General features: G+C 36.4%; 23 protein-coding genes. 14 read left to right on the top strand and 9 right to left on the bottom strand.

The annotated features are described in order from the left end of the window. Positions 1-69 precede the first annotated feature (69 nt). On the bottom strand, positions 70-2,280 hold the full coding sequence (gene recQ, locus DCS95_RS11095) for a DNA helicase RecQ (RefSeq protein ID WP_244178442.1): 2,211 nt from the start codon (positions 2,278-2,280) through the stop codon (positions 70-72). A gap of 174 nt (positions 2,281-2,454) precedes the next feature. Between recQ and DCS95_RS11090 the strand changes: the two genes are divergently transcribed. From DCS95_RS11090 to lptB, 4 genes are read left to right on the top strand one after another with little or no spacing between them, the layout of a single operon-like run. Beyond that, positions 2,455-3,432 carry a KpsF/GutQ family sugar-phosphate isomerase gene (locus DCS95_RS11090; RefSeq protein WP_244178441.1) on the top strand — a complete coding sequence of 326 codons (978 nt, stop codon included), beginning with the start codon at positions 2,455-2,457 and terminating at the stop codon, positions 3,430-3,432. Then, positions 3,432-4,292 (top strand): twin-arginine translocase subunit TatC, encoded by an 861-nt coding sequence (tatC, locus tag DCS95_RS11085; protein ID WP_116770832.1) that lies wholly within the window; start codon positions 3,432-3,434, stop codon positions 4,290-4,292. The genes DCS95_RS11090 and tatC overlap by 1 nt, the downstream gene beginning before the upstream one ends. Continuing rightward, on the top strand, positions 4,276-4,620 hold the full coding sequence (locus DCS95_RS11080; protein WP_116770831.1) for a carboxymuconolactone decarboxylase family protein: 345 nt from the start codon (positions 4,276-4,278) through the stop codon (positions 4,618-4,620). The genes tatC and DCS95_RS11080 overlap by 17 nt, the downstream gene beginning before the upstream one ends. A gap of 56 nt (positions 4,621-4,676) precedes the next feature. Further along, complete coding sequence (gene lptB / locus DCS95_RS11075; RefSeq protein WP_116770830.1) at positions 4,677-5,417, top strand: LPS export ABC transporter ATP-binding protein; 741 nt, start codon at positions 4,677-4,679, stop codon at positions 5,415-5,417. A gap of 18 nt (positions 5,418-5,435) precedes the next feature. Here the strand turns inward: lptB and DCS95_RS11070 are convergent, their stop codons facing one another. The 3 genes from DCS95_RS11070 to DCS95_RS11060 are packed head-to-tail and all read right to left on the bottom strand — an operon-like array spanning position 5,436 to position 7,553. Next, complete coding sequence (locus DCS95_RS11070) at positions 5,436-5,816, bottom strand: DUF4345 domain-containing protein (protein ID WP_164674170.1); 381 nt, start codon at positions 5,814-5,816, stop codon at positions 5,436-5,438. Continuing rightward, positions 5,794-7,077 carry an MFS transporter gene (locus DCS95_RS11065; RefSeq protein WP_116770828.1) on the bottom strand — a complete coding sequence of 428 codons (1,284 nt, stop codon included), beginning with the start codon at positions 7,075-7,077 and terminating at the stop codon, positions 5,794-5,796. Before DCS95_RS11065 ends, DCS95_RS11070 begins: the two co-directional genes overlap by 23 nt. Further along, the gene (locus DCS95_RS11060) at positions 7,074-7,553 is read right to left on the bottom strand and encodes a GyrI-like domain-containing protein (protein ID WP_116770827.1); all 480 of its coding nucleotides are present in this window, start codon (positions 7,551-7,553) and stop codon (positions 7,074-7,076) included. Before DCS95_RS11060 ends, DCS95_RS11065 begins: the two co-directional genes overlap by 4 nt. 166 nt (positions 7,554-7,719) lie before the next feature. On the opposite strand from DCS95_RS11060, the gene DCS95_RS11055 reads away from it, so the two are divergent. Next, the gene (locus DCS95_RS11055; RefSeq protein ID WP_116770948.1) at positions 7,720-9,417 is read left to right on the top strand and encodes an alkaline phosphatase D family protein; all 1,698 of its coding nucleotides are present in this window, start codon (positions 7,720-7,722) and stop codon (positions 9,415-9,417) included. A gap of 54 nt (positions 9,418-9,471) precedes the next feature. On the opposite strand, the gene DCS95_RS11050 is transcribed toward DCS95_RS11055, so the two are convergent. The 5 genes from DCS95_RS11050 to DCS95_RS11030 are packed head-to-tail and all read right to left on the bottom strand — an operon-like array spanning position 9,472 to position 15,017. Continuing rightward, positions 9,472-11,652 carry a B12-binding domain-containing radical SAM protein gene (locus DCS95_RS11050; protein WP_116770826.1) on the bottom strand — a complete coding sequence of 727 codons (2,181 nt, stop codon included), beginning with the start codon at positions 11,650-11,652 and terminating at the stop codon, positions 9,472-9,474. A 40-nt stretch (positions 11,653-11,692) separates the two neighbouring features. Next, positions 11,693-12,637 (bottom strand): tRNA dihydrouridine synthase, encoded by a 945-nt coding sequence (locus tag DCS95_RS11045; RefSeq protein ID WP_116770825.1) that lies wholly within the window; start codon positions 12,635-12,637, stop codon positions 11,693-11,695. Between the two features lie 4 nt (positions 12,638-12,641). Continuing rightward, the gene (locus tag DCS95_RS11040; RefSeq protein WP_116770824.1) at positions 12,642-13,709 is read right to left on the bottom strand and encodes a flavin monoamine oxidase family protein; all 1,068 of its coding nucleotides are present in this window, start codon (positions 13,707-13,709) and stop codon (positions 12,642-12,644) included. Between the two features lie 31 nt (positions 13,710-13,740). Beyond that, positions 13,741-14,253 carry a DinB family protein gene (locus tag DCS95_RS11035; RefSeq protein ID WP_116770823.1) on the bottom strand — a complete coding sequence of 171 codons (513 nt, stop codon included), beginning with the start codon at positions 14,251-14,253 and terminating at the stop codon, positions 13,741-13,743. Positions 14,254-14,279: 26 nt separating this feature from the next. Further along, on the bottom strand, positions 14,280-15,017 hold the full coding sequence (locus DCS95_RS11030) for a CDP-alcohol phosphatidyltransferase family protein (protein ID WP_116770947.1): 738 nt from the start codon (positions 15,015-15,017) through the stop codon (positions 14,280-14,282). A 393-nt stretch (positions 15,018-15,410) separates the two neighbouring features. On the opposite strand from DCS95_RS11030, the gene DCS95_RS11025 reads away from it, so the two are divergent. From DCS95_RS11025 to DCS95_RS10990, 9 genes are all read left to right on the top strand, one after another. Further along, a complete protein-coding gene (locus tag DCS95_RS11025) occupies positions 15,411-18,863 on the top strand; it encodes a pyruvate carboxylase (protein ID WP_116770822.1) in 3,453 nt (1,150 codons plus the stop codon). Positions 18,864-19,032: 169 nt separating this feature from the next. After that, positions 19,033-20,217, top strand: coding sequence for a lipoprotein N-acyltransferase Lnb domain-containing protein (locus DCS95_RS11020; RefSeq protein ID WP_116770821.1), 1,185 nt, complete (start codon positions 19,033-19,035; stop codon positions 20,215-20,217). A gap of 17 nt (positions 20,218-20,234) precedes the next feature. Further along, positions 20,235-22,106 carry an ABC-F family ATP-binding cassette domain-containing protein gene (locus tag DCS95_RS11015; RefSeq protein WP_116770820.1) on the top strand — a complete coding sequence of 624 codons (1,872 nt, stop codon included), beginning with the start codon at positions 20,235-20,237 and terminating at the stop codon, positions 22,104-22,106. Between the two features lie 154 nt (positions 22,107-22,260). Continuing rightward, complete coding sequence (locus DCS95_RS11010; RefSeq protein WP_116770819.1) at positions 22,261-22,521, top strand: hypothetical protein; 261 nt, start codon at positions 22,261-22,263, stop codon at positions 22,519-22,521. Between the two features lie 371 nt (positions 22,522-22,892). Further along, on the top strand, positions 22,893-23,153 hold the full coding sequence (locus DCS95_RS11005; protein ID WP_116770818.1) for a hypothetical protein: 261 nt from the start codon (positions 22,893-22,895) through the stop codon (positions 23,151-23,153). 331 nt (positions 23,154-23,484) lie between these two features. Then, entirely contained in the window at positions 23,485-23,793 is a 309-nt protein-coding gene (locus tag DCS95_RS11000; RefSeq protein ID WP_116770817.1) for a hypothetical protein, read from the top strand. A gap of 30 nt (positions 23,794-23,823) precedes the next feature. Next, entirely contained in the window at positions 23,824-23,970 is a 147-nt protein-coding gene (locus DCS95_RS20250; protein ID WP_164674169.1) for a hypothetical protein, read from the top strand. 73 nt (positions 23,971-24,043) lie between these two features. Then, positions 24,044-24,619 carry a cob(I)yrinic acid a,c-diamide adenosyltransferase gene (locus tag DCS95_RS10995; RefSeq protein WP_116770816.1) on the top strand — a complete coding sequence of 192 codons (576 nt, stop codon included), beginning with the start codon at positions 24,044-24,046 and terminating at the stop codon, positions 24,617-24,619. Positions 24,620-24,753: 134 nt separating this feature from the next. Beyond that, a complete protein-coding gene (locus DCS95_RS10990; protein WP_027064442.1) occupies positions 24,754-24,978 on the top strand; it encodes a DUF2795 domain-containing protein in 225 nt (74 codons plus the stop codon). The last annotated feature ends 147 nt before the right edge of the window (positions 24,979-25,125 follow it).

The following is a 25,125-nucleotide window of genomic DNA, read 5'->3' as shown; positions in this document are numbered from 1 at the left end:
AAAAAATTCCCTTTGGTTTTCTTCATCAGAAAAACAAAGGGAATTTTAATTTTATGATACCAAACCTAATTAGTTGGCCACCTCGCTAATAAATTTAAGTCTGTACAAACGAAGTTCTTCCTCTTCGTATTCACCATCAAATTCGGTCATTGCCTCTTCAAGGTTATCACTATCGGCCTCTAAGAAATATTCATGCATTTCTTCCTGTTGATCCTCGTCTAAAATCTCATCGATCCAATAATTCAGATTCAACTTTGTACCGCTATAAACAATTTGCTCCATTTCCTTAATAAGCTCTGGTATCTCTAATCCTTTTGCCGATGCAATATCAGACAATGGTAGTTTTCTATCCACATTCTGTATTACATAAAGCTTTAAAGCAGAATTTGCCCCGGTACTTTTTACAACAAGATCATCTGGTCTAATAATTTCATTATCGGTTACGTATTCATTTATAAAGGCAATAAAAGGTTTTCCATATTTTTTAGCCTTTCCTTCCCCTACACCATGAACATTTAATAGTTCTTCATGTGAAATCGGGTATTTTAAGGCCATATCTTCTAAAGAAGGGTCTTGAAATACCACAAATGGCGGAACTCCCAATTTCTTTGCTTGTGCTTTTCTGAGGTCTTTTAATTGCTTCAATAATTTTTCATCGGCAATTCCGCCAGATTTGGCAGCACCAACTATGGCATTATCGTTCTCGGCATTATACACGTGATCTTTGGTCATCATGAAAGAAGATGGATTTTCCAAAAACTCCTTACCATTATCCGTTACGTGCAGCACACCATATTGTTCAATTTCTTTCCGTAAAAGTCCGGCAACCAATGTTTGGCGAATTAAAGCCATCCAATAACCCTTATCCTTATCAGATCCAATACCAAAGAACTCCTTCTCATTGGTTTTATGAGATGAAATAATTGCATTTGTTTTTCCTCTTAAGGTATTGACTATCTCTTTAGATTTAAATTTTTCACTTGTTCCCGTCACCACTTTTAGAAGCTTCTCCACGCCATCTTTCGCCTCTTCTTTCTCCTTAGGATTTCTGGTATTGTCATCCATATCAGCACCTTCACCATTGATCTCATCGAATTCCTCCCCAAAATAATGAAGCATAAATTTACGTCTAGACATAGAAGTTTCGGCATAGGCCACTACCTCTTGTAAAAGTGCGTTTCCTATTTCTTGTTCCGCAACCGGTTTACCAGACATAAACTTTTCTAACTTCTCTATATCCTTATAAGAGTAATATGCCAAACAATGGCCTTCGCCACCATCTCGACCTGCCCTACCCGTTTCTTGGTAGTAACTTTCAATACTTTTTGGAATATCATGGTGAATTACGAAACGAACATCTGGTTTGTCGATACCCATACCAAAGGCAATAGTGGCCACAACGACATCAACATCTTCCATCAAGAACATATCTTGATATTTTGATCTAGTTTTGGCATCGAACCCAGCATGGTAAGGCACGGCACTTACTCCGTTTACCTGCAATACTTGAGCTAACTCTTCTACCTTTTTACGGCTAAGGCAATATATAATTCCCGATTTACCAGAATTCTGTTTCACGAAACGGATGATATCCGCTTCTATATTCTCTGTTTTCGTACGCACCTCATAAAATAAATTTGGGCGATTAAAAGAAGCTTTAAACAAGGTAGCTCCACCAATTCCCAAATTCTTTATAATATCTTCCTGAACCTTTGGGGTAGCTGTAGCGGTAAGTCCTATAATCGGAATATTTTCGCCCAAACGCTCCACAATAGATTTTAAATTTCTGTATTCCGGTCTAAAATCATGACCCCATTCAGAAATACAATGTGCCTCATCAACTGCTACAAAAGAAATAGTGACCGAGCGTAAAAACTCCACATTCTCTTCTTTTGTCAATGACTCTGGTGCCACATATAAAAGTTTGGTAACACCATCTGTTATATCTTGCTTCACCTGTTTTATTTCCCCTTTGTTCAAAGAGGAGTTAAGCACATGGGCAATGCCGTTTTCAGAAGATACTCCGCGAATGGCGTCTACTTGATTCTTCATCAAAGCAATTAACGGAGATACTATAATAGCCGTACCTTCTTGCATTAACGCGGGCAATTGGTAGCAAAGCGATTTACCACCGCCCGTGGGCATGATCACGAACGTATTATTTTGTCTTAAAACATTTTTAATTACCTCTTCTTGAAGTCCTTTAAACTGAGAAAACCCAAAATATTTTTTTAATGAGGAATGTAAATCGATATTGTCAAATTCTTTACTGTCTGTCACATTTTACATTTAAGGGGACACTACTTACTTTAAAAATCTATAAGCGAACAACATTAAACTTTTGCCTAGCTTGGCGTTTCTAAATTATTATGCGATAATCGGCATTTAAAATTAAGTTTGTTTAATTTTGTCATCTTAAAGATAATACATTCTTTTAGGAATACAATCCATAATTTGAATAATAGATTGATTGCAACGGACACCATTATTGGCTTAGCGAAAAAAACCATTGAAACTGAGCGTGATGCTATAGCACAACTTTCATCTCTTTTAACTAACGATTTTGCCAGTATTGTCAACTGCATTATTGAGGCAAAAGGACGCGTTATAATTTCAGGTATCGGCAAGAGTGCCATCATAGCAACAAAAATAGTGGCAACCCTGAATTCTACCGGTACTCCGGCTATTTTTATGCATGCCGGTGATGCCATTCATGGTGATCTGGGAACCGTGCAAGATAATGATGTGGTAATTTGTATTTCTAACAGCGGAAACACTCCTGAAATTAAGATGTTGGTTCCGCTAATTAAAAGAGGTACCAATACATTAATTGCCATGACAGGTAATACGGACTCTTTTTTAGCAAAGCAAGCAGATTTTATTTTAAACACCCATGTAGAAAAGGAAGCTTGCCCTAACGGATTGGCCCCTACCACAAGCACCACTGCGCAATTGGTTATGGGCGATGCCTTAGCTATTGTACTTTTAGAAATTAAAGGATTCAGCAGTTCTGACTTTGCCAAATACCACCCAGGTGGTTCATTAGGAAAAAGACTTTATTTAAGAGTATCGGACCTAGTTAGCAAAAACCAAGTACCTAGCGTTCAAAAAGATGAGGAAGTAAAAAGTGTTATTGTTGAGATTTCTAAAAAAATGCTAGGTGTCACTGCCGTATTGGATGGCGAAAAAGTAGTTGGTATCGTTACCGATGGTGACATTAGAAGAATGCTTAACAAGCATGACAATATAAAAGGATTGACCGCAAAAGATATCATGACCACCAACCCTAAAACAATCTCTTCAAATACTCTGGCTATTAAGGCTTTAGAGCATATGCAAAAAAAGGGAATTTCACAATTGTTGGCCATGGAAGAAGACACCTATGTTGGTGTTATTCATTTACATAATTTAATAAACGAAGGTATTTTATAATGAGTTCCAAAGCTACCACGCCACCAAACGAGATGTCATTTCTAGACCATTTAGAAGAATTAAGATGGCATTTAATTAGATCAGTTTTGGCAGTTGTCATTATTGGAAGTATTGCCTTTTTAATGAAGGATTTCATTTTCGACACGGTCATTTTTGGTCCTAAGAAAATGGATTTCCCTACCTACAAGCTATTTTGTGATATAGCCACCTATTTTGGATTCGATTCTGCCTTTTGTGCCGATAAACTTCCGTTTACCATTCAAAGTAGATTAATGTCCGGACAATTTTCTGCACACATTTGGACATCAATTTGGGCAGGATTCATAATAGGCTTCCCTTATGTGCTATATGAAATGTGGAAATTTATAAGTCCAGGTTTGTATGAAAAAGAACGTAGAAACTCTAGAGGCTTTATTTTTATAGCTTCTTTCTTATTCTTTTTAGGTGTACTGTTCGGGTACTATGTGGTTTCACCATTATCCATTAACTTTTTAGGCACCTACCAAGTAAGTTCAGAAGTAACCAACGAGTTTGACTTAGCTTCTTACATATCTACCGTTAGGGCGTCTGTAATTGCCTGTGGTGTTTTATTTGAGCTACCGATCATAATTTTCTTTTTGACCAAAATAGGTTTGGTTACACCAGAAATCATGAGAAAGTATAGAAAAATAGCATTGGTAGTGGTGTTGATCTTATCCGCGGTTATTACCCCGCCAGATGTTGCCAGTCAAATAATAGTAGCAATACCGGTATTGATCTTATACCAAGTTAGTATATATATTTCTGCCATGGTATTAAGGAAAGAGAGAAAAAAAGCTGAAAAAGAAAAAAAAGCAAATAGAAATGTCAAATCAAATTGAAGAATTTAATGCTTACCGTTCTAAGATGAACGATAAGTTATTGGCTGACAACAATAAAATTGTAAAACGCATATTTAATTTAGACACCAATGCCTTTGCAGCAGGTGCATTAGATGTCAAAACCAAAGAATTATTGGGTCTAGTGGCGTCAACTGTTCTTCGTTGCGATGATTGTGTAAAATATCATTTGGAAAGCTCTTACAAAGAAGGCGTCTCTAAAGAAGAGGTTATGGAAACCTTGAGTATTGCCACACTAGTAGGTGGTACCATTGTAATTCCACATTTAAGAAGAGCCTATGAATATTGGGAAGAATTAGAAAACCAATAGGTTAAAAAATCCCTAATTACTTTTCTAACAGACCAATAACCAATAGATTTGAAAACATGAAGTTACGTGCCGACAATATTATGAAATCCTACAGAGGACGTAGGGTGGTAAAAGGAATTTCCCTTGAAGTAAACCAAGGAGAAATTGTAGGGTTGCTTGGACCAAATGGTGCCGGTAAAACCACATCTTTTTATATGATTGTTGGCCTTATAAAACCAAATGGTGGAAGCATCTATTTAGATGACATGGAGATTACAAAATTTCCCATGTACAAAAGGGCCCAAAACGGTATTGGTTATTTGGCACAAGAAGCATCGGTATTTAGAAAGTTAAGTATTGAGAAGAATATTCTCAGTGTTCTTCAATTGACCAAATTAAGCAAGAAAGAGCAGCACATGAAAATGGAATCGCTCATAGAAGAATTTGGTTTAGGCCATATTCGTAAAAACCGTGGCGACCTACTTTCTGGTGGTGAGCGAAGAAGAACGGAGATCGCAAGAGCCTTGACAACCGATCCAAAATTTATTTTGTTGGACGAACCTTTTGCAGGTGTAGATCCGGTAGCCGTAGAAGATATTCAACGTATTGTAGCGCAGTTAAAAAATAAGAACATTGGTATTCTAATTACCGACCATAACGTGCAGGAAACACTTGCCATTACAGAACGTTCTTACCTAATGTTCGAAGGTGGAATTTTAAAATCTGGTATTCCTGAAGATTTAGCTGCCGATGAAATGGTGCGTAAAGTCTACCTTGGTCAAAACTTTGAGCTACGAAAAAAGAAGCTCGATTTTTAATATCGCATAGTTAGAATGCTACTCTTTGTATTTTTTTAGATTATGCAATCCCCAAGCGAAGAACAAAAGCTCTAGAATTAATGCGGGAGTAAATAATGGTGATACACCATCAAAAATGGTACTCACGATTCTGCCAAAAGAAATTCCTCCCATAAAAAGCACATTGCAGACCGTTGCCCCGTACCAAAATTTCGTTTTAAAAGCACCTAGTAGCCAATACACGCCAACCCCTATATAAATACCCATTACGGCACGTAGCATGTTCTTCAGTTCTAAATCAACTACCTGAAAACCTAAAAGCTTAGGCATTACAAATGTTGGATGACCACCGTATACAATCCCGGCAATTATCACTATTATACCAGAAAATAGAAGATTAAGATGTTTTGGAATTTTCATTGAACGGTTTGCCATATAGTTGAAAATATCTAAATGCCGCTATTCCACCGATAAAAGAAAATGCAGCAAGCATATAAAATACATGTTGATGCCCTTTCAAACCCGGGGATGCATCTAACAAGTACCCCATTGCGGGACCTGCAAATATATCTGGAGTATAACCTATTAATGATATTATACCCACAGCTGTACCGGTAAGTACCAAAGGTATTCTACCGCTTTGCATCACCGCAAAATATAACGAACGAATGGCATAAACACCCAAGGCAACTATTAATATTGAAAACAAGAAAAAGAAATAGGAAACATTCGCAACCATTCCTGATGCAAAAACCAAAGAACCTACCAAAGCAATGATAAAACCTAAAAATAAGAATAAACTTGGTCTTGAACGGTCTGCTACCACACCAATCAGAACCCCCACTACCGGTCTTGCAAACAGTAAAATAGTACCCACTTCTGCCGAAGCTACTTCATCTAACAGCATAACATCTTGTGCGTAAAGTGAAAAAATATCGGTGATTTTATACCCTACATAAGCACATAAAATAATAATCATTAATAGTAAAACCGAAGGTAAACGCAGTACTTCTTTAATTTGGGAAACCGTAATTTTTTCAACAATAATTTCTTTTTCAAGACTTGCAGGTAATCGCATAAAAAACCAGACCAAAACTCCTACAACAGAAACTATACCAGACGATGTCAATATCACATAGCGAAAAGCAAACCTACTTTCTTCTAAAGTGGCGACTTCCAAATTAGCCGTCATAAAGAAGGAAAACACAAGTACCCCTAAGGTACCAAATAAGGCTCCTACCAACCCTCTACCGCCATCTAGCAACCCAAATGCCTTACCTTGAGACCCTTTGCCTCCCCACACACGTGTAGCCTTGATCATAGGTGACCAGAACAAGAAAATTGTGGTGAACCCCCAATAGCCATATAATATCTGTAATACAAAATAACTAGGGAAAGTAGCAAAGACCAATCCGCCTAAAGCGGTCATCCAAAGTGCTATTGCAATTAATTTTCTAGGCTGAAATTTATCCGCCAAAGGTCCACCCAATAAGTAGGAAACCAAAGCAACAAAGCCATACACGGAAAAGCATAAACCCAACGAAACATTATCAAGTTCAAATACCTTTAAAACCGTAGGTCTAAAAACACGTTGTAAAACAAAGGGCAAAATAAAAACACTCTCCCCTGCTAAAATCAGTAATAGCAGGTAATACCATGGAGCTTTTTCGGGTTGTTTCATTTGTCTTGAATCGGAATCCACACTTCTTCTTCTGAATTTGGATCGTTGTTTTTGTATTTTGCTCCCAAGACTTCAAAATGCGGTCTGTTATCTAAGTTATAATCGGAATTAGGAATCCATTCTCCATAAATATATTGAAAAAACGAAGCTACATTTTGTGCACTCCCCTTGTAATTGAATACGGCAAATAGTCCGCCATCCAAAATAAGTCTATTCATTCCTTCAGGAACAGAATTAAAATCTTCAACCTCAACGCAAGCCCACTTCACATACTTTGCAATAGGAGAAAATTCCTGAAAATAGTTAGCAGGATATTCTTGCAAGGAGATAAAATCATCGGACGACCTATTGACAATTTCCGAGCTTCGTTGCCTAAAGTTTTTCCAAAGTTCAGAAGTTCTATTATCCACCAAACTCATCTCGGTAGATAATCCGACCAATTTTTTCTTTTTAAGAGGAACGATTTTCGGGGTCATATTATTCATGCTAATCATCAAACTTAAGGAAATCATTCAGAATCTAGAAAATTGACCAACCCCAATTATCAATTCTTATCACCAATAATTTCAATAACCTAAAGATAAAGTTGAACTAACATGCATTCATTAGAATTGGAACAATTTTGAAGAAACTATGAACCAAATGAAAACTACGAAAAACACCAGAAGAAATTTTATTCAAAAAACCTTAATGGCATCAGGGGGTATCATTTTAGCTCCTAACTTTATAAGCTGCAGTGATGATGACGATTTACAAGTTGATTATGACGAATCTCAGTTAACGGTACAGAACTTTACCTATGGGGTTGCCAGTTTTGACCCAAGTAATTCCGGTGTAATAATTTGGACACGCTACATGGTTGCAAATGTTGAAATCATTTGGGAAGTTTCAACCCAAAACGATTTTAGCAACGTTTTAAGAACGGGGAAAATAACCACCGAAAGCTCTAGAGATAACACACTTGCTATTGAATTGACCGAGCTTGAAGCCGATCAAAAATTATATTATAGGTTTATAAGCACTTCGGATAATTCTATTTCTGTTGTTGGGGAAACTATTACCCTACCAACAGATGCTACTCAAGCAAAATTAGCAGTGTGTTCATGTTCTAACTACCAAGCAGGTTTGTTCAATGTTTACGATGCCATGGCAAATTCTGATGCTGACATTATTGTTCATTTAGGGGATTATTTTTATGAATATGGCGCCGGCGGGTATGGCTCTACGGAAGAAAATGCTTTCTTGAACCGTTTTCATGAACCTACGGGAGAAATTATTTCTTTGGATGACTACAGAACCCGTTACAAACAATATAGATCAGATGCTTCCTTACAATTGGCACATCAAAAAAAGCCGTTTATATGTGTTTGGGACGATCATGAAATTGCAAACGACACCTATAAAGAAGGCGCAGAAAACCATGATGAAGCTACAGAAGGTAGTTTTGAGGCCAGAAAACAGAATGCACTGCAAGCATATAGCGAATTTTTACCGTTCTCAAGAATTTCAGCAGATGATAACAGCGTAATTTACAGATCCGTAAATATTGGGAACCTAGTTAATCTTGTACTGATGGATACCCGCTTGATCGGGAGGGACAAACAATTGAACATTACCGATTATTTCACCGCTACAGGTTTTGATGCCGAAGCCTTCCAAACTGCATTAACGGATCCCACACGTTCTATTTTAGGTACGACACAGCGAGATTGGGTAATTTCTGAAATAACCAGCAGTTCAGCTAAATGGCAAGTATTGGGGCAACAGGTATTAATGGGCAAGATGAATGTACCGGCAGAATTATTAACTGCATTTGGCTCTCCTAATTTTGCTGCCATACTTACAGAACTGGTAACCATAAAACTTAGATTATTAAACAACGACCCAACATTAACAGCAGAAGAAACTGCCAGGGTGACCTCTGTTATTCCATATAATTTAGATGCCTGGGACGGCTATCCAATAGACCGTGAATTAATATACGGTGCATTGAACGGTAAAAAGATCGTAACACTTGCCGGAGATACCCATAACGCTTGGCAAAATACACTAACCGCTGCGGATGGATCAGAAGTGGGAATAGAATTGGCAACATCTTCTGTTAGTTCACCCGGTTTTGAAACCTACCTTGGCGCTAATGTCAATGCTGAATTAATTACAGGTTTTCAAGATGCCATGATAGCCTTAGTTGATGACCTTAACTATTTTGATGCTTCTAGAAGAGGTTTTATGATGACCACTTTTACCACGACAGAAGTAACTTCTGAATGGATTTTTGTAGACTCTATTCTTTCGGAATCGTATAGTACTCAAGTTGGGTACTCCCTTACCTATTCATAAACCAAACCATAATTTATATTTTGAGGCTGCATTGAAAATTCAATGCAGCTTTTTTTATAGAATTAATAGTCCGTGTTCTCGTAATCCTAATACTTGTTTTGAATACCAGAACAATTCAAAATCTTCAAATTGCGCCTCAAAATCTTTCTTTAGTTGTGCGTAGGTGGTCTGTTTGTTTTCCGGACGCAGTTTTTCTAAACTTTCTAATAGCCATTGCCCTTGCTCTCTATCTACCGTAATTTCATAGGCATCTGAAGTGGAATGAAAATACATTTGCAATTGTTTCCATATCATCCCTTTTTTCTTTTTTTCGTGCTCTTGTACTAATGGCAATTGACCTATAAAGATAACTTTTACCGTAGGTCTTGTTTTTAAGACAACTTCCTGTTGCAAGCAATCATAGATATAATCGGGTGATATGGTAGACTGCGGAATATCGAAATCGAACCATTCTTGCAGACCCATATCAAAACCGATACCGTGCATAAAATTGAAGAGCGATTTTTTTAACCCAAAGCTAAAAATACTATGGTCGATGCCCGTTTCATCTTTAAAATCAATATCATTGTTTGCAAAGCTGATGTTTTTCAAATCGGGCAGGACCCCGTATTCTTCCGGATGCAAACCTACCGGACTATGAGCGGTCAATGCAAACTGATGCCAAAAACCGGATTGTATAATACCTAATTCAAACAACTGACGCACCATTTCTAAACTATCTACCGTTTCTTGAACAGTCTGCGTTGGGTAGCCGTACATTAAATACGAATGTACCATGATATTCGCTTCGGTAAAATTTCGTGTTACTTGCGCCACTTGTGCTACAGTAACGCCTTTATCTATTAGTTTAAGAAGTCGGTCAGAGGCTACTTCCAACCCACCGGAAACCGCAATACAGCCCGATGCTTTTAAGAGGTAGCAAAGATCTTGGGTAAAGTTTTTCTCAAACCTGATATTCGTCCACCAAGTAATGGTTAGGTTTCTTTTAAGTACCTCCAAAGCAAAAGCTTTCATTAAAGAAGGTGGTGCCGCTTCATCAACAAAATGAAACCCGGATTCACCGGTTTGTTCCATCAAAGCTTCTACGCGATCTACCAACATACTAGCTGCAACCGGCTCGTAAATTTTAATATAATCTAAAGAGATGTCGCAAAATGTACATTTCCCCCAATAGCAACCATGTGCCATGGTTAATTTGTTCCAACGACCATCGCTCCATAAACTGTGCATGGGGTTGGCAATTTCAATGACCGAAACATACTGATCCAATAACAAATCCGAATAATCTGGCGTACCAACCTCTTGCTGCTTATAATCTGGCTGTTTACTATCATTTTTATAAACAACTTTATTATCCTCTAAAATAAATGTCCGTTTTAACTCCCCTTCACCATCACTTACATATTGATGAACAAGCTCTAACGGAAGTTCACCATCATCCAACGAAATAAAATCAAAGAATTCAAACACACGAACATCGGTAAGACTACGAAGTTCTGTATTGGGAAAGCCGCCACCCATGGCAATTTTTACATCAGGATAATTTGCTTTTATAAATTGGGCACAACGAAAAGCACTATATAAATTACCAGGAAAAGGAACCGAAAAGCACACCAATTTAGGTTGTACTTCTTCTAATTGTTCTTTTAAAATCTTTAGCGTTAACTCATCAATAAAAGTGAGCTCTTCGTTTAGATGTTTATAAAGCTCATCGAATGAATTGGCACTGCGTCCTAAACGTTCTGCATACCTACTGAATCCGAAATTTGGGTCAATGCATTCTACAATAAAATCTGAAAGATCTTCAAGATACAAGGTTGCCAAATGCTTGGCTTTATCTTGCATACCCATAGTGCCAAAAGCCCATTCTAAATCATCTAACTGCTCGAAACGAGAAGCTTGTGGCAAAAAATTATCGGTACATAATTGCCTAGCCAAGGTGTCATTTTTACCCTGTAAAAATAGGATTATAGCGTCTAATGTTTTTAGATACTCATGTCTAAGGGCATATATTCTTTGCGTGTTTTCAGTAACAATAGCATCTGTTTCGTAGGCTATTTCGAATAGTTTTTGAAATGTATTTTTATTGAAGAGGGATAGAATTACCTCTATTCCTAAATCGGACTGAAAAGAAGAAATACCTTTTGTATTCAAAAACCCTTTAATATAAGCCGTTGCCGGATACGGAGTATTTAACTGGGTAAAAGGAGGTGTTATTAAAAGAAGGTCTTTCACAAGCGATTTTTAGAACAATACTGCAAAGATAACCGTTACTCTACTCATTATTCAATATCTCACGCACCGCTTGTTGATATGCTCTCGGATTATTAGCCTTTTTTATTTTCTTGAATGCTTTGTGCGGATTAGATGTTGACAGTGCAAAATACTCCCAAAATCCTCTCATTTTCATTTTAATAGGTGTTGGTCCAGATAAAGCTTCATCATATTGCTGGTATATCGTATCATGAAATTCCGAAAAAATCTTCCAGCGGTCTTTTGGGTATTCGGTGGTATTGTTCTTGATCATACTTGGTAGAAATGGGTCGGCAATTAACCCTCTTCCCATCATAAAATGCTCAATATTAGGAAAACGCTCTTTCATTTCCTGAAACTTAGCTACAGTAGTAATATCACCATTATAATATAATGTATGTTTGGTACTTTCCGTACAGTTCTGAAAAGCATCTAAATCTACTCCGCCTTTATACAGTTGCTTGCCTATACGTGCGTGGATGGCTATATTCTTTAACGGATACTTATCTAGAATAGGAAAAACGTCTAAAATCTCTTCTGCATTTTCATAACCCATTCGCATTTTCATGGATACCACCACATCGGTTTCTTCGTGGGCGCGTTTTAAAATATGGTCAATTTTCTCCGGATTACAAATGAGTCCACTACCCATACCTTGTTTTGTAACCATAGGATATGGACAACCCAAAATCCAGTTTAGTTCTTTATACCCTAAACTCTGTATGTATTTAATGACGAACAAAAACTCATCTGCATCACCCGTCATTACTTGAGGTATTACCTCTAAAGTAGTATTGTTTTCTGGCTGAAGATCTTTTTGATACGAATTTTTAATCACCATTTTACCGTTTAAACGAATGTATGGTGCATAGAAGGTATCGATACCTCCAAAATATTTATGGAAAGCATTACGGAATCTAAAATCGGTAAAGCCCTGTAATGGAGACGACAATAAGGTAACTGACATGTATTTATGACTGTGTTATGTGCAAACCTTTCAGTTTTGCAACAACAGATTCAGCTGCAAAAATAGCGCCTTCCATGTAACCAGAGTGATGTTTTGATGTTTCTGCACCAGAAATAAACAATTTATTATCAAATAAAGGTTCTTGATACAATGAATGTCCTCCATTTTGATGTGGAAACAAATTATCTGCCTGTCTATGAGATTTGGTGAATTCTTCTTGATACCATGCAGTTTCATGATACGATTCATAATTTAGGGAATCATCACCAAAAACCAATTTCAATTGTGCCTCGATTTTTTCAATTCGCTGTTCTTTAGTGAAACGAGCACAGCTGCCCGAAGCAAAACCAACTAAGGCATACGATTCATTTTCTAGATTAGATTGATCGTAGAATTCGGTCAAAGGTCCCACATTACTAAATATCGTTCCCGACTTACCTTGCGTTCTCCAAAACGGCTTTTTATAGGTTAGGGCAACTTTAATGGAATCTTGCATCCAAGTGTGGGTTTGTTCTGCTAAAGAAACCAATTCATTAGGTAAGTGAGGTGTAAATGTTATTTGATCTATTAATGCTGCTGGTGGCAATGTGGTAATAACGATATCTGTATTTAAAGTACGAGCAACTGTTTTCACCTCAGCGCTATTTTCTGAAACATTAACCTCATTAACCTCTTCACTTAAAAAGATGGTATTTGGTTTCAGTTTAGCAGCTATTGAATTGAGTAAATCAATAGTTCCGTTTTTAAATCGGTAACTAGGACTATCATTCGGCACCGTTATTTCTTGAGGCGGCACATTTGAAAAGGTCTGAAAATAAGAGATACCGGTCATAAATTGTTCAAAATAGGGAACCTTGAATTCTTCTACAACGTCCAATAAATGAAAATGACTATCATTAAACCATGTAGCACCCATTTCAACTTTAGTATTCCCCGATTGTAAAGTGTGTATTCTTCCACCAATTCTATCTCGTGCCTCTAATACTTTAACATCAAAACCCAATTCTTGCAAACGATATGCCGTCAATAAACCCGATAATCCTGCGCCGATGATTATTACCGATGTATCCATACTCTTAGTAAATACTAATTAAAATGATTCATCAAAGCTTTGATTGCAGTACACTAACGGTCACCAATAACTGACCAATATGCCTTTGGCTATGCTCCGCAGCGTGAAATAAGAGACCGATTACGGTAGATGGCAATTTCTTTCTACCCACCGTTCTTTTTTCAGAAAGTGATGATTCTGGTAACGTTTTAAAATATGCTAAAGCTTCCGCAACCTTTGTTGAAAACTGCTCTTGCAAATCGGCTACTTCAGTAGTTAGATTAAAAGAACCCTCAGCTTTTAGAAATTGAAACTGCTCCTCTGATAACGATTCACCTTTTGCATAGGTGATCATTCTATCCAATACACCAGTTATATGATTCATATGGAAACCAACGGAAGCCCTACCGGCGGTTTTCGCCCATAATAATTCCTTAGGGAAATCTTCAGTGTATTTCTTTAATTCTCGCTCGCTCTGTAATAAAGCATGTGCGGCTGGTTGTAATAAATTAGGCACATTGGGTATAGGACCGCTTAACCAATATTCATATTCTTCATTTTCCATAATGCTTCTTCCTATTTAATGTATTATTAAAGTCTCTCTTGTATAATAGAACTTACTACATAAAACAGAATAATTAAAGGAATAGCCATGAATTTCATGGTTACAATTAACACCAAACTAATAATGATAAAGATATACCGCATAGCATTATCCTTAAAACTTGTATTTTTAAACTTTAAGGCGAACAATGGTATATTGGCATTTAACAAATAAGCACTTAGGATAGTCAAAATAAATAAGAACCATTGGTTAAGAATCAATGTATTTAGAAATTCATTATTCTGATACATCAATATAAGTGGCAAGGAAAGTATCAATAAGGCATTTGCCGGTGTTGGTAGCCCTATAAAAGAAGAGGTCTGATTTTCATCAATATTAAATTTAGCCAATCTATAGCCAGATGCCATCGTAATTACAAACCCAAAAAACGGTAATAAATTTTTAAATTGGAGAGAACTACTTTCTAAAAAAAAGTGAGAACCATCTCCCCATCCACTGGTTTGAGACATTGCCAATAATTGAAACATAACAATACCGGGAACTAGTCCGCTCGTAATCATGTCCGCAAGCGAATCTAACTGTAAACCCAATTCACTTTTCACATCAAGGGCACGTGCCGCCAATCCATCAAAAAAATCAAAGAAAATACCTAACGCTACAAAAATAGCGGCAATTTCCAATTTGTTCAACACGGCAAAAACAGCAGCTACACAACCGCAAAAAACATTTAAAAGAGTTATAAAATTTGGAATATGTTTTTTCATAATCATTAAAGTAAAGTATAAAACAAACCTGCTTTTGGGTCTATCCTAAAATATTTGCTCTAAAAATAATATAATTAAACGGTGGCAAAGATATTCGCAAGAAAAATACCACTAGGCAACAGGCATGCTTTACGAGCATTAATGATAACTTAATCCAAAAACATCGATATAATCTACAGATTTACTAGGAGTTATGTGGATTTCTTTAAATTAAAACCTAACTTTTACAGCAACATATCACAAAATAAATAGGATATGAAAAATATTATGCATGCATAGCATTGTTTAGTTAATATATTAGAATTAAATTATAGCCTTTGTAACAATTTACACTAAAAAATGAAATTTTGTAACAAAATTAAATAACACTAACCATTAAAATGTTGTCAAGAAATGAAGATTAAAAAGGTTTTAGTAGCTAACCGAAGTGAGATTGCTATACGTGTATTACGAGCCTGCACCGAATTAAATATTAAGACGGTTGCCATTTACACTTATGAAGACCGATATTCTCAACACCGAAACAAAGCAGATGAGTCTTACCAAATAGGTGAAGACAATCAGCCATTAAAACCATATTTAGATATTCCACAAATTATTGCCTTGGCAAAAGCGAAGAATGTAGACGCCATTCACCCAGGGTACGGCTTTCTATCTGAAAACTCTGAATTTGCAAGGCAATGTGCCGCCAATGATATCATTTTCATAGGTCCGGATCCAAAAGTAATGGATGCCTTAGGAGATAAGATAACGGCAAAGAAAGTTGCGGTAAAATGTAACGTACCCATTATAGAGAGCAACAAAAAGAAACTGACCTCTGTAAAAGTTGCTTTGGCAGAAGCAACTAAAATTGGATACCCAATAATGCTGAAAGCTGCATCTGGTGGTGGAGGAAGAGGCATGAGAATCATTAGAAAAGATGAAGATATAGAAATGAATTTTGACTCTGCCCGAAATGAAGCCCTAAATGCTTTTGGCGATGATACCATGTTTCTTGAAAAATATGTTGAAGAACCCAAGCATATAGAAGTACAGATCGTTGCCGATAACCATGGTAATATTCGTCACTTGCACGAACGCGACTGCTCTGTACAACGCCGTCATCAAAAAGTGGTAGAGATTGCACCTTCGCACAATTTAAATGAAGAGGTTAAACAGAACTTGTACAAATATGCCGTTGATATTGCCAAAGAGGTCAACTATAATAATATAGGTACCGTAGAGTTTTTGGTAGATAGGGACGACAACATCTATTTCATTGAAGTTAACCCTAGAATTCAAGTAGAACATACGGTAACGGAAATGGTTACTGGAATAGATTTGGTAAAAACACAAATCTTTGTCGCCGGAAATTACAAGCTAGACAGTCAGCAAATTAAAATATACGGACAAGAAACCATTGCCACCTACGGCTTTGCTTTACAATGCAGATTAACAACAGAAGACCCAGCAAACAACTTTACCCCAGATTACGGTACCGTAACTACATATAGAAGTGCTTCCGGTATGGGTATTCGTTTAGATGCGGGTAGTATTTATCAGGGCTACCAAGTAAGTCCGTTTTTTGATTCTATGTTAGTCAAGGTATCGTCTCACGGTAGAACATTAGATGGTGCAACCCGTAAAATGGTTCGCGCCTTAAAGGAATTTAGAATTAGAGGTGTAAAAACCAACATTCACTTTTTACAGAATGTTATTCAGCACCCAACATTCAAAGATGGCAAGGTAACAGTTAATTTTATTCAAAATACGCCTGCCCTATTTGATATTAAACTACCCCAAGACAGAACATCTAAGGTAGTTAATTTCTTAGCGGAAGTTATTGTAAACGGTAATTCCGATGTTAAGTATATAGACGAAAACAAAGTCTTTAGAAACGCGAAGGTTCCTAAATTCAATCCATTAGAAGCACATCCGAAAGGAACAAAAGATATGCTGACCGAAATGGGTCCCGAGAAATTTTGTGCTTGGTTAATGGATGAAAAGAAGATTCATTTCACGGACACCACCATGCGAGATGCCCATCAGTCTCTATTGGCAACAAGAATGCGTACCTATGACATGTTGCGTGTTGCTGAAAGCTATGCTAAAAATCACCCGAATACTTTTAGTATGGAAGTTTGGGGAGGGGCAACTTTTGATGTTTGTATGCGATTCTTACATGAAAGTCCGTGGACACGACTACGTGAACTTCGTAAGGCAGTACCTAATATATTGTTCCAAATGTTATTACGTGGATCAAACGGAGTAGGTTATAAAGCATACCCAGATAATTTAATTGAAAAATTCGTTGAGAAATCTTGGGAGAACGGCGTAGATATATTCAGGATTTTTGATTCGCTCAACTGGGTAAAAGCCATGGAGCCCAGCATTAATTATGTACGTAATAAAACAGGTGGAATTGCAGAAGCAGCGTTGAGTTATACGGGTGATATTCTAGATGTAAACGAAACCAAGTACAACTTAAAATATTACACTCAGCTAGCAAAAGACCTAGAAAATGCCGGTGCGCATATGATTGCCATAAAAGACATGGCGGGTCTATTAAAACCCTATGCTGCCACAGAACTGGTAACCGCATTAAAGGACACGGTAAAGTTACCTATTCATTTACATACGCATGACACCTCCTCATTACAAACGGCTATGTATTTAAAGGCTATCGAAGCAGGTGTTGATGTGGTCGATGTAGCGCTAGGCGGATTATCCGGCTTAACATCTCAGCCCAACTTTAATTCGGTAGTTGAAATGATGAAGGGTCAGCCAAGGGCACATGAGTTTGATATGCCGAAGCTGAATCAGTTCTCTAATTTCTGGGAAGATACCAGAGAATTATACTACCCATTTGAATCGGGATTAAAATCTGGTACCGCAGAAGTATATGGTCATGAAATACCTGGTGGGCAGTATTCAAACTTACGTCCGCAAGCAACAGCATTGGGACTTGGAGACCGCTTTGATGAAGTAAAGAAAATGTATGCCGATGTCAATAAACTATTTGGAAACCTGATTAAAGTTACACCGAGTTCAAAAGTAGTTGGCGACATGGCTATATTCTTGGTAACGAATGAACTTACTACTGAAGATGTAATGACACGTGGAGAAGAAATTTCGTTTCCAGAATCTGTTATAAGTTTCTTTATGGGAGATTTAGGTCAGCCCGTTGGCGGATTTCCTAAAAAGCTTCAAAAAATAATTCTTAAAAATAAAAAACCATATAAGAATAGACCTAATGCCCATTTGGCTCCAACTGATTTTGACAAGGAATTCAAAGCCTTTAAAAAGAAATTTCAAAAAGGATTTACACGTGCCATTGAAATGGAAGATTTTCTTTCATACACCCTTTACCCAAAGGTATTCAAGAAAGCTCATGAGAATTATAAGCTTTACGGCAACTTAGCACTGGTACCTACCAAACATTTCTTCTACGGAATGAAATTACGTGAAGAAACCTTAATAGAGTTAGAACCTGGTAAAACGGTAATAATAAGATTACTATCTGTAGGTATACCGAATGAGCTGGGTATGAGAACCGTATTCTTTCAAGTAAACGGGGAAAATAGATTCGTTGATGTTTTAGACACTTCCTTGAATTTAAAAATTGAGGAAAATGAAAAAATAGATTCGGCTAATACCGATCAAATCGGTGCTCCTTTACAAGGTTCATTGTATAAAGTTTTAGTCAAAAAAGGTCAAGACGTAAAAGAAAACGATCCGTTATTCGTTATTGAAGCCATGAAAATGGAAACAACGGTTACAGCATATAAGTCGGGTACAGTACAATCCATTAGCTTAAAGGAAGGCAGTATGGTAAAGCAAGATGATCTTGTGGTAACTATTTCATAGTAATCTTATCTAGTATTAGATTTTAAAAGCCACCTAATTTAGGTGGCTTTTTCATTTAAACAGATTCATAAACACAAGTAAATGCCTTTTACAAAAAATTATAAAAAACCAATATCAGCGAAGTCTGTTATTATTCGCATCTTTGTACCTGCTATGGACTAGTACGGTTATGTTCAAAAAAATCACTTTCTTATTCCTAATACTTTTCTCCGCATTTTGTGGGTACTCTCAAAATGCCCAGCTATCTCCGTTATCTAAAATAAGTCTTTTAACGGTAGGTACAGGCGAAGAATTGGCTGCAAAATTTGGGCATAGTGCAATTCGTTTACAAGACCCGACGCTAGGTATTGATGAAGTTTACGGTTATGGCACCTATGACTTTGAGGACCCCAACTTCTATTTGAATTTTACCCGTGGTAAGCTTTCCTATACCATTTCACGTATACCGTTTAAATATTTTAAATATGGGTATCAGCAAGAAAAAAGGTGGGTACGAGAGCAAAGTTTAGATTTAACCTTAGAGCAACGCAATGCTATTGTTACATTTTTAGAGCACAATTTGTTGCCGGAAAATAAAAAATACAAATACGATTTTCTTTTTGATAATTGTGCTACTCGTATACCAATGGTTTTTGAAAAGACCTTGGGTAGTGACTTTGATTTTGATTATAGTTACTTAAAAGAACATCTTACGTTTAGAGAATTAATTCGCCTAAAATTAAACCCCAACACTTGGTCCAACTTCGGCATAGACCTGGCATTGGGTTCTGTAATTGACCGTAAGGCGAGTCCGTACGAGCATTTGTTTCTTCCTATTTATGTTTATGAACAAATGAAGCATACTACTATAAACGGTAAACCAATAGTCAACGAAGAAACCGTTTTGGTCGATATTCCTGAACAAGTAGATGATTCTCCGTTTTATTTAAGCCCTGCCTATTGGTTGGGACTATTGGTACTACTAGTTGGCTATATCACCTTTAAGGACTATAATAATAGAGAACGAAGTAAGTGGTTAGATTTTGCTCTCTTTTTTATCACAGGAATAGCAGGTGTGTTAATTGCCTTTTTATGGTTTGCGACGGATCACTTAGCGACTAAGGCAAATTTTAATGCGCTTTGGGCTTTTGCCCCTAACCTTGTTATTGCATTTATACTAGTAAAGAAAACAATACCCAAATGGATGCTTACCTACACCATTTTTCTAACCATTTTATTAGGTATTACATGTGTATTATGGGTTTTTAAAATTCAAGTGTTTTCAATATTATTAATCTTGATAATGTTAGCTTTAGCTATGCGCTACTTGTACTTGATACATCATATTAGAAAAGAAATCTCAATCAAAAAATAAAATTTAGTGATCCTTATATGAATTTACTTACGGTTGAAAATATTTCAAAATCCTATGGCGAAAGGGTACTTTTTGATAACCTTTCTTTTGGCATCAACAAAGACCAAAAAATAGCCTTGATCGCTAAAAACGGTACAGGAAAAACATCGATACTTAACATACTTTCCGGTGCCGACACCCCAGACAGCGGTCAGGTAAACTATCGTAAATCTACCCGGGTATCTTTTCTTGCTCAAGAACCTGTAATGGATCCAAATTTAACCATTGAGGAAACTATTTTTGCTTCTGACAATGAAGTTCTTGAGGTTATTAAAAATTACGAGAAAGCCCTTCAAAATCCAGAAGATGCAGATGCATATCAAAAGGCATTTGAAGCTATGGATCGTTTTCAGGCATGGGATTTTGAGACCCAGTACAAACAGATCCTTTCTAAGTTAAAGTTAGATGATCTAACCGCCAAAGTAGATAAATTATCCGGCGGACAGAAAAAGCGTTTGGCATTGGCAAATGCGTTAATTAACAAGCCAGACCTTTTAGTATTAGATGAGCCTACCAACCATTTAGATTTAGAAATGATCGAATGGTTAGAAGAATTTTTTGCTAAAGAGAACATGACCTTGTTCATGGTTACGCACGACAGATACTTTTTGGAACGCGTATGCAACGAAATCATAGAACTCGAAAACGGTAAATTATATCCATACAAAGGCAACTACTCTTATTACTTGGAGAAGAAAGAAGCCCGTATAGAACAAGAAGCCGTAGAACATCATAAAACAGAACTTCTTTTTAAAAAAGAACTGGCCTGGATGCGCAGGCAACCAAAAGCTCGTACTACCAAATCTAAATCTAGAATAGATGATTTTGCCGTAATAAAAGATAAAGCAAGTCAACGTAGAAAAGACCACCAAGTTCAGCTAGAATTGAATATGGAGCGTATGGGAAGTAAAATTCTTGAGCTCCATAAAATATCGAAGTCTTTTCCAAACAAACCTATTCTAGACAAGTTTGAATATGTTTTTCAAAAAGGGGAGCGTATTGGCATTATAGGTAAGAACGGTACGGGTAAATCTACATTTTTAAATATACTAAGCGGACGCGACCAACCAGACAGCGGTAAGGTAATTGTTGGTGACACCATAAAATTTGGGTACTATACCCAGAAAGGCATCAAAATAAAGGAAGGTCAAAAGGTCATAGATGTAATTCGCGAATTTGGTGATTACATACCTTTAATGAAAGGGAGACAAATATCTGCACAACAGTTATTGGAACGTTTTCTATTCGATAGAAAAAAGCAATACGATTTTGTGGACAAATTAAGTGGCGGAGAGCGTAAAAGACTTTATCTGTGTACCATATTGATACAGAATCCTAATTTCTTGATACTAGATGAACCTACCAACGATTTGGACATTGTTACCTTAAATGTTCTAGAAAGCTTCTTAATGGATTTTCAAGGATGTTTAATGGTAGTATCTCATGATCGTTACTTTATGGATAAGATCGTAGATCACCTATTTGTATTTAGGGGCGATGCGGTGGTAGAGGATTTTCCTGGAAACTATTCTGATTATCGTGCTTATGAAGACAGCCAGATTCAAGAAAAAAGAGAGCAGAAAGAATCTCAATCTAGCAATAAGACCAATTGGAAAGAAGCTGACACCACTACCAAAATCTCATACGCAGAGCAACAAGAATTTAAAAAGTTGGAAAGAGAGATTCAAAAACTGGAGAAATCTAAAGTTGCGCTACAAGAAAAATTCACCGATGGTTCGTTAAGTGGTGATGAGATTAAGAATCTATCTATTGAGTTGAACGACATTACCGATGCAATAGATAACAAAACCGAAAGGTGGTTTGAACTCTCTGCCCTTATGGAGGGATAAATAATTTTACATCTCCCAAAATTATATTTTCAATACTTGATTAAAATAGTAGACGAATGGTTTTTACCATTCGTCTATAGTTAAATGTCGCCCAACTATGAGCGGCAAAATATGTTTGTTCTTGCCTGTACTTTAGCAGTGTAAAACAAATATTATGAAATCAATTATTCTTTTAACCGCTCTTTTCTTCACATGTTTCTTCGCTCAGGCACAGGCTAACGAAGAGAATGTTTCTTTAGAGATCGAAACTGTACAAGTAAAGATGGTTGAGACAATTGAAAGTAATGATATCGTTGTTCCAACTATCGAAAACGAAAACACGATCGAAGTTGCAAGATTATACAAGAACAAAAACAACAGGGTAATCAAGGCTTTAAAGTTCGCTACTAAATTGAACAGAGCTAAACTTTCTTAATAAAATTATCAAATTTCCTTTTCGCCCCCGATCTTCACCTATCCCATTTCTTACCGTAACCTACTTTACATTCAAGTTAAAAAATCAAGTTCAAGCTCAAAAATCAAATTCAATTTCAAGATGCAATGACAGTTCGGCCGGGCATCGTACTTCATTCTATAGTTAGCTTTATCAAAACGCAAAACTCAAACAACATCAATGCCTACAGCCGATACGCTTGTTTTCCTATGCTGATATACTAGAAATTCACAGTTCGCTCAAATTAATAATCGAACCCTAATTACCATTCGTCTATAGTTAAATAGTAACCGACGACGAGCGGCAAAATATGTTTGGTCTTGCCTGTACTTTAGCAGTGTAAAACAAATATTATGAAATCAATTATTCTTTTAACCGCTCTTTTCTTCACATGTTTCTTCGCTCAGGCACAGGCTAACGAAGAGAACGTTTCTTTAGAGATCGAAACTGTACAAGTAGAGATGGTTGAGACAATTGAAAATAATGATATCGTTGTTCCGACTATCGAAACCGAAAACACGATCGAAGTTGCAAGGTTGTACAAGAACAAAAACAACAGAGTGATCAAGGCTTTAAAGTTCGCTACGAAATTGAACAGAGCTAAACTTTCTTAATACCATTATTAAATTTCCTTTTCGCCCCCGATCTTCACCTGCCCCATTTCTTACCTGTACTTACTACTTACTAATAATAATCGTTCCCTATAATATATTAGTTGCATCACTATTCTTACTTTTGGCAAAATTGAAAAAGTAAAACGTGTACCGCTTAATTTCTTATTTAAAATTTCTTTTTTCTGCCACCAACCAACACGGTGTACATTCACCTTTCGTATATAACTATGTCACCAAATGCCTTTACCGAAAAACGAAAATTAAGCTTCCAATATCCTTAAAAATACTTGTTAAGAGTCTTACTTATTTTGAATATAAAACGCTTCAGTTATTGAAGTCCGATAAAATATCCGAAGAAAAAATAAAAAAGAATTGCCCAAGTATATCCATCGTTGATAGCCACGCCGATATTGTTTTTGGTAAGATGTCCGATTTAGATGAGACCGAATTTAATATGAATAAATTATCAAATGATTCGATGTTGCTTTTAGACGGAATTCATAAAAATCGACAGAATTTCGAAAAATGGATGCAACTGAAAGAATTAAAGCATGTTCGTGTCACCATTGATCTCTTTTATTGTGGTCTCGTTTTCTTTAGAAAAGAACAAGAAAAGGAACATTTTAAAATACGGATTTAAACCAGTAATTTTAAACTAAAGTAATTTACAATGCAGAATAATACTATATATATTGTATTAGGGGTTGTATTCGCTATTTACATAGCCATACGAATAACAAACAAGGGTAAATCTAACGCTCGTAAATCTAGAAAGTTCATGGAAGATTACAAGCGTAAATCCAAAAATGAAGAATAGAAGTATTCTTACCACTGCCCATCTTACGATTATCAAACAACCTCGTTTATAGCTTAACTCCAGAAAATTTAAAATGAAAGTATATACCAAAACAGGTGATGACGGTACAACAGGTCTTTTTGGAGGCACGCGCGTGCCCAAGCATCATATACGTATTGATAGTTATGGAACGGTAGATGAATTAAATTCTTGGCTTGGCCTTATTAGAGATCAAAAGGTAGATGAAACCCACCAACAACAATTGATAGTAATTCAACAACACTTGTTTACGGTAGGCGCTATTTTAGCCACAGATCCAGAAAAAGAAATTCTTAAAAATGGTGAAGAAAGATTAAAAATCACGAAAGTTGGTCTTTCTGAAATTAAATTTTTAGAACAGGCTATTGATGAAATGGATGGTGAACTTCCACAAATGACACATTTTATTCTTCCTGGGGGCCACACCACAGTGTCATACTGTCATATAGCAAGAACTGTTTGTAGAAGAGCAGAAAGAATAGCAACTTTATTATACGAATCTGAACCATTTGATACGAACGTTTTAATGTTCTTAAATAGACTTTCTGATTATCTATTTGTATTGGCACGAAAATTGTCGTATAATCTACATGCGAATGAAATAAAATGGATCCCTAAAAAAAAGGACTAATAATTCCGTAATTTATTCGTTATCAATAAACAAATGCAAAAAAAATATCACGATAACTTGAAATTTACACTTAATTTCTTTGCTGTCTCGATTTAAAAATTACTTTTGCAAAAAATTAAAATCAAACAATTACTATGTATTGGACATTAGAATTAGCATCTTATTTGAGTGATGCACCTTGGCCGGCAAGTAAAGATGAGTTAATAGATTACTCCATCAGAACTGGAGCCCCATTAGAAGTCGTAGAAAATTTACAGTCTATGGAAGAAGAAGGTGGCGAGATATATGAATCTATCGAAGAAATTTGGCCGGACTATCCTACGGAAGAAGACTACCTCTGGAACGAGGACGAATATTAATATTCGATATCATAATTACTACTAAAAAGTCTCCTTGGAGGCTTTTTTTTTATGTAATTTTGACATGTTTTTGGGTAATTCGGTCGAAAAATCAAGACTGGAATACCTTTTGCTCTTTTATAGCGTCGAAAATATTTATCGGCTCTA

Source organism: Maribacter litoralis (assembly GCF_003075045.1).
GTDB lineage: Bacteria > Bacteroidota > Bacteroidia > Flavobacteriales > Flavobacteriaceae > Maribacter > Maribacter litoralis.
The sequence above is the reverse complement of the archived record's forward strand: the minus strand, read 5'-3'. Positions and strand labels throughout refer to the sequence as shown.

Coding starts and splice junctions, on each gene's coding strand:
- tatC (WP_116770832.1), top strand. CDS start 3,432: ATGAGTTCCAAAGCTACCACGCCACCAAACGAGATGTCATTTCTAGAC.
- DCS95_RS11080 (WP_116770831.1), top strand. CDS start 4,276: ATGTCAAATCAAATTGAAGAATTTAATGCTTACCGTTCTAAGATGAAC.
- lptB (WP_116770830.1), top strand. CDS start 4,677: ATGAAGTTACGTGCCGACAATATTATGAAATCCTACAGAGGACGTAGG.
- DCS95_RS11070 (WP_164674170.1), bottom strand. CDS start 5,816: ATGAAAATTCCAAAACATCTTAATCTTCTATTTTCTGGTATAATAGTG.
- DCS95_RS11065 (WP_116770828.1), bottom strand. CDS start 7,077: ATGAAACAACCCGAAAAAGCTCCATGGTATTACCTGCTATTACTGATT.
- DCS95_RS11060 (WP_116770827.1), bottom strand. CDS start 7,553: ATGACCCCGAAAATCGTTCCTCTTAAAAAGAAAAAATTGGTCGGATTA.
- DCS95_RS11055 (WP_116770948.1), top strand. CDS start 7,720: ATGAAAACTACGAAAAACACCAGAAGAAATTTTATTCAAAAAACCTTA.
- DCS95_RS11045 (WP_116770825.1), bottom strand. CDS start 12,637: ATGTCAGTTACCTTATTGTCGTCTCCATTACAGGGCTTTACCGATTTT.
- DCS95_RS11040 (WP_116770824.1), bottom strand. CDS start 13,709: ATGGATACATCGGTAATAATCATCGGCGCAGGATTATCGGGTTTATTG.
- DCS95_RS11035 (WP_116770823.1), bottom strand. CDS start 14,253: ATGGAAAATGAAGAATATGAATATTGGTTAAGCGGTCCTATACCCAAT.
- DCS95_RS11030 (WP_116770947.1), bottom strand. CDS start 15,017: ATGAAAAAACATATTCCAAATTTTATAACTCTTTTAAATGTTTTTTGC.
- DCS95_RS11025 (WP_116770822.1), top strand. CDS start 15,411: ATGAAGATTAAAAAGGTTTTAGTAGCTAACCGAAGTGAGATTGCTATA.
- DCS95_RS11020 (WP_116770821.1), top strand. CDS start 19,033: ATGTTCAAAAAAATCACTTTCTTATTCCTAATACTTTTCTCCGCATTT.
- DCS95_RS11015 (WP_116770820.1), top strand. CDS start 20,235: ATGAATTTACTTACGGTTGAAAATATTTCAAAATCCTATGGCGAAAGG.
- DCS95_RS11010 (WP_116770819.1), top strand. CDS start 22,261: ATGAAATCAATTATTCTTTTAACCGCTCTTTTCTTCACATGTTTCTTC.
- DCS95_RS11005 (WP_116770818.1), top strand. CDS start 22,893: ATGAAATCAATTATTCTTTTAACCGCTCTTTTCTTCACATGTTTCTTC.
- DCS95_RS20250 (WP_164674169.1), top strand. CDS start 23,824: ATGCAGAATAATACTATATATATTGTATTAGGGGTTGTATTCGCTATT.
- DCS95_RS10995 (WP_116770816.1), top strand. CDS start 24,044: ATGAAAGTATATACCAAAACAGGTGATGACGGTACAACAGGTCTTTTT.
- DCS95_RS10990 (WP_027064442.1), top strand. CDS start 24,754: ATGTATTGGACATTAGAATTAGCATCTTATTTGAGTGATGCACCTTGG.